General features: G+C 33.1%; 3 protein-coding genes and 1 pseudogene. 3 read left to right on the top strand and 1 reads right to left on the bottom strand.

Translation table 11 applies throughout. The features are described from left to right. Positions 1-206: 206 nt before the first annotated feature. From Q1A47_RS20060 to Q1A47_RS20050, 3 genes are all read left to right on the top strand, one after another. The gene (locus Q1A47_RS20060; RefSeq protein WP_121605636.1) at positions 207-542 is read left to right on the top strand and encodes a helix-turn-helix transcriptional regulator; all 336 of its coding nucleotides are present in this window, start codon (positions 207-209) and stop codon (positions 540-542) included. 43 nt (positions 543-585) lie between these two features. Continuing rightward, the gene (locus Q1A47_RS20055; protein ID WP_166531042.1) at positions 586-1,584 is read left to right on the top strand and encodes an NADP-dependent oxidoreductase; all 999 of its coding nucleotides are present in this window, start codon (positions 586-588) and stop codon (positions 1,582-1,584) included. A 480-nt stretch (positions 1,585-2,064) separates the two neighbouring features. Next, complete coding sequence (locus tag Q1A47_RS20050; RefSeq protein WP_166531043.1) at positions 2,065-3,342, top strand: sensor histidine kinase; 1,278 nt, start codon at positions 2,065-2,067, stop codon at positions 3,340-3,342. A gap of 305 nt (positions 3,343-3,647) precedes the next feature. Here the strand turns inward: Q1A47_RS20050 and Q1A47_RS20045 are convergent. Then, a pseudogene (locus tag Q1A47_RS20045) lies at positions 3,648-3,914 on the bottom strand (transposase); the annotation flags it as partial. Between the last annotated feature and the right edge of the window lie 521 nt (positions 3,915-4,435).

Raw genomic sequence — 4,435 nt, 5'->3', positions numbered from 1 at the left:
ATCGTACCAAGAGGGCTTTTTTTATGCATCCGGACTCTGCTTCGATATCCCCTCAAATTTCTCCCTTACAGGAATGCCCCTAAAATATCTTCGTCTCGATTTGCTTTCTCAATATTGCATCTAACATAACAATAGTATACTGTTGTTTTTATTAATATGGTTTATCAACTTAAACCATTAAACTGATTTTGGAGGTATTTTATTGAATGAATAAACAGGATCAACTAAATATAATCAAAGAGGATTTTATTAAATGTCAAAAAGTACTTTTGGCAATTGGTGATGAAACACGTCAATCAATCTTGTTAGTTCTAATGGGAACTGATTGTCAAACAGGATTACGTGTGGGTGAAATCACTGAACAGACACATCTTTCTCGACCTGCTGTGTCCCATCATCTTAAGGTTTTGCGAGAAGCAGGTGTGATTTTAATGCGTAAAGAAGGGACAAAAAATTTTTATTATATTAATGTATGTACAGAATTAGATTTATTAAAAACGCTTGTGTTGAATATTGATCATTTCATGCAGAAGTTTTATTAATAATGATGGAATTTAACACACACATTATTTGGAGGTATAGGCTATGAAAGCAATGGTTATTGATAGGTATGGAAAAGTGCCAATGCGTTTGGCAGAAATGCCCACACCTGAAATTGATGAATATGAGGTACTTGCAGAAATTCATGCAGCTAGTATTAATCCTGTTGATTTTAAGATACGCGATGGGAAAGTGAAATTGTTAGTTAAATATAAAATGCCACTTATTTTAGGGAATGACTTTTCTGGTGTCGTTGCAAAGGTTGGCGCAAAGGTAACTCGTTTTAAAGTTGGTGACGAAATATATGCACGTCCACGTAAAAGCAAAATGGGTACTTTTGCTGAATTTATTGCTATTCATGAAGATGATATCGCCTTAAAACCTAAAAATTTGAGCTTTGAAGAAGCAGCATCGATCCCACTAATTGGGTTAACCTCCTATCAAGCACTAATAGACATTTTGGATCTACAAAAGGGACAAAAGATTTTAATTCAAGCTGGGGCTGGAGGTGTCGGTACATTTGCTATTCAACTGGCCAAATTAGTAGGTGCCACCGTTGCAACGACCGCCAGTGAAGCTGGCGCGAACTTAGTAAAATCACTTGGTGCAGATGAAGTTATAAATTACAAGACAGAAAAATTTGAAGAGATCTTGAAAAAATATGATGCCGTATTTGATACACTGGGTGGCGAGATACTGGAAAGATCATTTGAAGTGATAAGGAGCGGAGGAAAGATAGTTTCTGTTTCAGGATTACCGAATGCTCGTTTTGGTAAAGAATATGGTTCTGGATTTTTTAAAACATTGTTGTTTTCAGTAGCAGGCCATAAACTTACTACGCTTGAAAAAAAACATAATGCGCCATATACATTTTTGTTTATGAAGCCAAGTGGAGAGCAATTACGTATAATCGCAAACTATATTGAGACCGGTAAAATCAAACCTATAATTGATAGAGTTTTGCCATTTGAAGATGCCCAAATAGCGATGGAATATGTGGAGTCTGGAAGGGCGAAAGGGAAAATAATATTGAAAATTAGATAGTTGTTGAACAAAGATACTATACATTCAATCGACATCTATTTGGAATGTACTTACAGTAAAGGTTGCTTTTGTTAAATAATTTTAATAAAATAAGCAAACTTTATTTTACTGTTATCTAACATACATTAGAAAATTAGAAACCAGATAAAAAATCATCAAGAAATAAGTTCATTCGCCAATTAGTGAAGCTTTATGAACTTGTGCAGATATCTTTGACTAATACAGGTATTGAACAAGGCAAAAACAGAACTAGCTTAAATTAGTTCTTGCTCTCCTTATTGTTAGGACCTTTAGCAACACTTGATAATCGTTCCGAAGGGGAAAATGAACTTGCTTGATTAGGCAAGGAAAATCAATATTTAATTTGTTTGTTTCGAACATGTAATATGAGTGTTATTATAAATGAGTTCATCATAATTAGAAAGTGGAGAAATGAAGGATCAATAAACTAATAATCTATCGAATTAATTGGAGGCTTATATGGCACTTGATCTAGCAACGCTTCTACTAGTTGTTGGTATCATTAATTTTATGGGATTAATATTAATGATTGTTTTATGGAGAATTAACCCTATGGTAAAAGGGCCTGCTTTGTGGACTTGGTCGTCTGTTAGTTGGTTTGTAAGCTTTATTAGTATATATTTTTTAGATGGAAGTTTGATCACATTCTTAAACAATTGTTGTACATTGATCGGTGCAATTCTATTAATGGAGGGTATCCTTAGATTTCGCGATTTTGGTAATGAAAGAAAAAGACAAAAACTAATAATAGCGTTAATTCTGTTATCCGTTATCATGTCGTTTATAAATCAAACAAATCCTACTGCAAGATATCTTTACCATGATTTTATTGTCGTACTCGTTGCAGTAATTGCGATAGTTGCTATACTCTTTAAAACAAATAAAGTTCAATTTTTAGTACATTTATATACAGCTGTTTCAGTCGTTTTGATCATCCCAGTTTTTTCTTATAGATGGTATTTAGCATTTAGCGGTCAAATCGAGGGGCAACTAATTGGACCAACACAACATTCATTCCAAGTTTTGTTAGTTCTATTTATTCTCCCTTTTTACATTGGATGGCCTTTAGGATTAGGACTTGCTTTATCCTATCAAATGAGGCAGGAATTGAAATCAGCAATGGAAGCAAAATGGTTACAAGCACAAATACAACCACATTTTATATTTAATACTTTAAATTCCATCAATGCACTAAGCATTGTAGACGTTGAAAAAATGCGTCGATTGGTAGATCAATTTAGTGAATTTCTACGGAGTAAATTTGACTCTGATTCCTTTAATAAATGGACACCTTTTGAAGAGGAAATTTCCGTTGTAGAATCCTATCTGTATATAGAAAAAGTAAGGTTTGGCAACAAATTAAAAGTTCATTGGAAAGTAGATGATGTAGAAGGTTTTTATCTACCAACGCTGACAATTCAACCAATTGTTGAAAATGCAATAAAACACGGGATTATGCAACGGACTTCTGGTGGAACAATTGAAATTAAAGTTTTTAAGAAATATGATTATTTACGAGTTATCATTAAAGATGATGGAGTTGGAATGAGCAATGACGTCATTCGTTCTATTAAACGCATTGATTCAATCGATTTTACAGGAGTAGGGATCAAAAATACGAATAGAAGACTAATTGAAAGTTTTGGAACAGGTTTGCAAATCAGAAGTAAGATAGAAGTTGGTACGGTGATCGCCTTTAACATTACAAAATACGTTTCTAAAAAAGCCAAAAAATAGCCTCCGTCATTTCAATATAACTGCTTATGAACCTTGGCTGACCATCCAAAAAAGTAGAAATTGAAAAAATGAAGTAAATAAATGCTGACAAGAAAAAAATAAGGAAGCAGCGAAGTATTTAAGTAATCAAGCTACTCTAGAGGATCCGGAAAAGTTAAAAAAACTACTAATAGAACGGAGGCCACTGAAAATCTTATGATTTTTCAGTGAAACTTGAAATTTGTTATAAAAAAGACGACTCAAATTCTTTTTTAAAAATTTAGAGTCGTCTTTTTACTAATTTATCTATTATATTTTGCTTATTTTTAACCCATTAGCTTCAATATCCGTTTTAGATTTACGGTAAATATAGCCATGGCTCCTTGCATTTCCATGCCAACTAGACCCGAGGATTTTGAAACATCATACCCGTGTCTATGTTTTAATTCACTATTTTTAGCTTCAATTTTATAGCGTTCTTTTGATTTTTCTTTAAAATAATCTGTTTCCTGGAACTTTGCCTGTTCGCTATGTTCATCTGATTTAATACTTACGGAATAGCTCTTACTTTTAGCTCCAGGTTTGTAACATCCTCCTAAATAAAAAGACAATCATAATTAACGAATGTCTAAGGTTAACTCATGATTAATGTTATCATTTTTTTTCAGATATTCTCTGAATTCGTACCATGAAAAGAGTGTACTGTTCCTAAAAAAAGATAACAACATTATAGATTTCTCCATCTCCCTTACTGAAATTCTCTCCGTAACCTGCGTAATAACTTCAATATAATTAGTTCCAATTTCTCTGTTTCCTAATCTTTTAGTCATTTATATCCAAGTATAAGAACAAAAGCACAAACGTCCGATTAGAAACGTAGCGACTGTAGTAAGTCAACGGAAATAAAGGAATCACGGTAAGCTTGCAAGACTATGATGACTTAGATTAGGGTGATTCATGAAGTCGCCTAGTTTCTGGGCGCTGCTCAACGCACCCATAATTACCCACATGAGTAACTTTTGTAATTTCATCACTAGCGTTGCATAAAAAATAACTGTAAAAGTCAATGAATATATTTTTAGATTTCAATCAAGTTGAACGAATTTTCTGATAT

Origin of the sequence: uncultured Virgibacillus sp. (assembly GCF_947495635.1) — a bacterium.
Lineage (GTDB): Bacteria > Bacillota > Bacilli > Bacillales > Amphibacillaceae > Virgibacillus > Virgibacillus salarius.
This window is presented reverse-complemented; position numbering and strand designations above follow the sequence as displayed.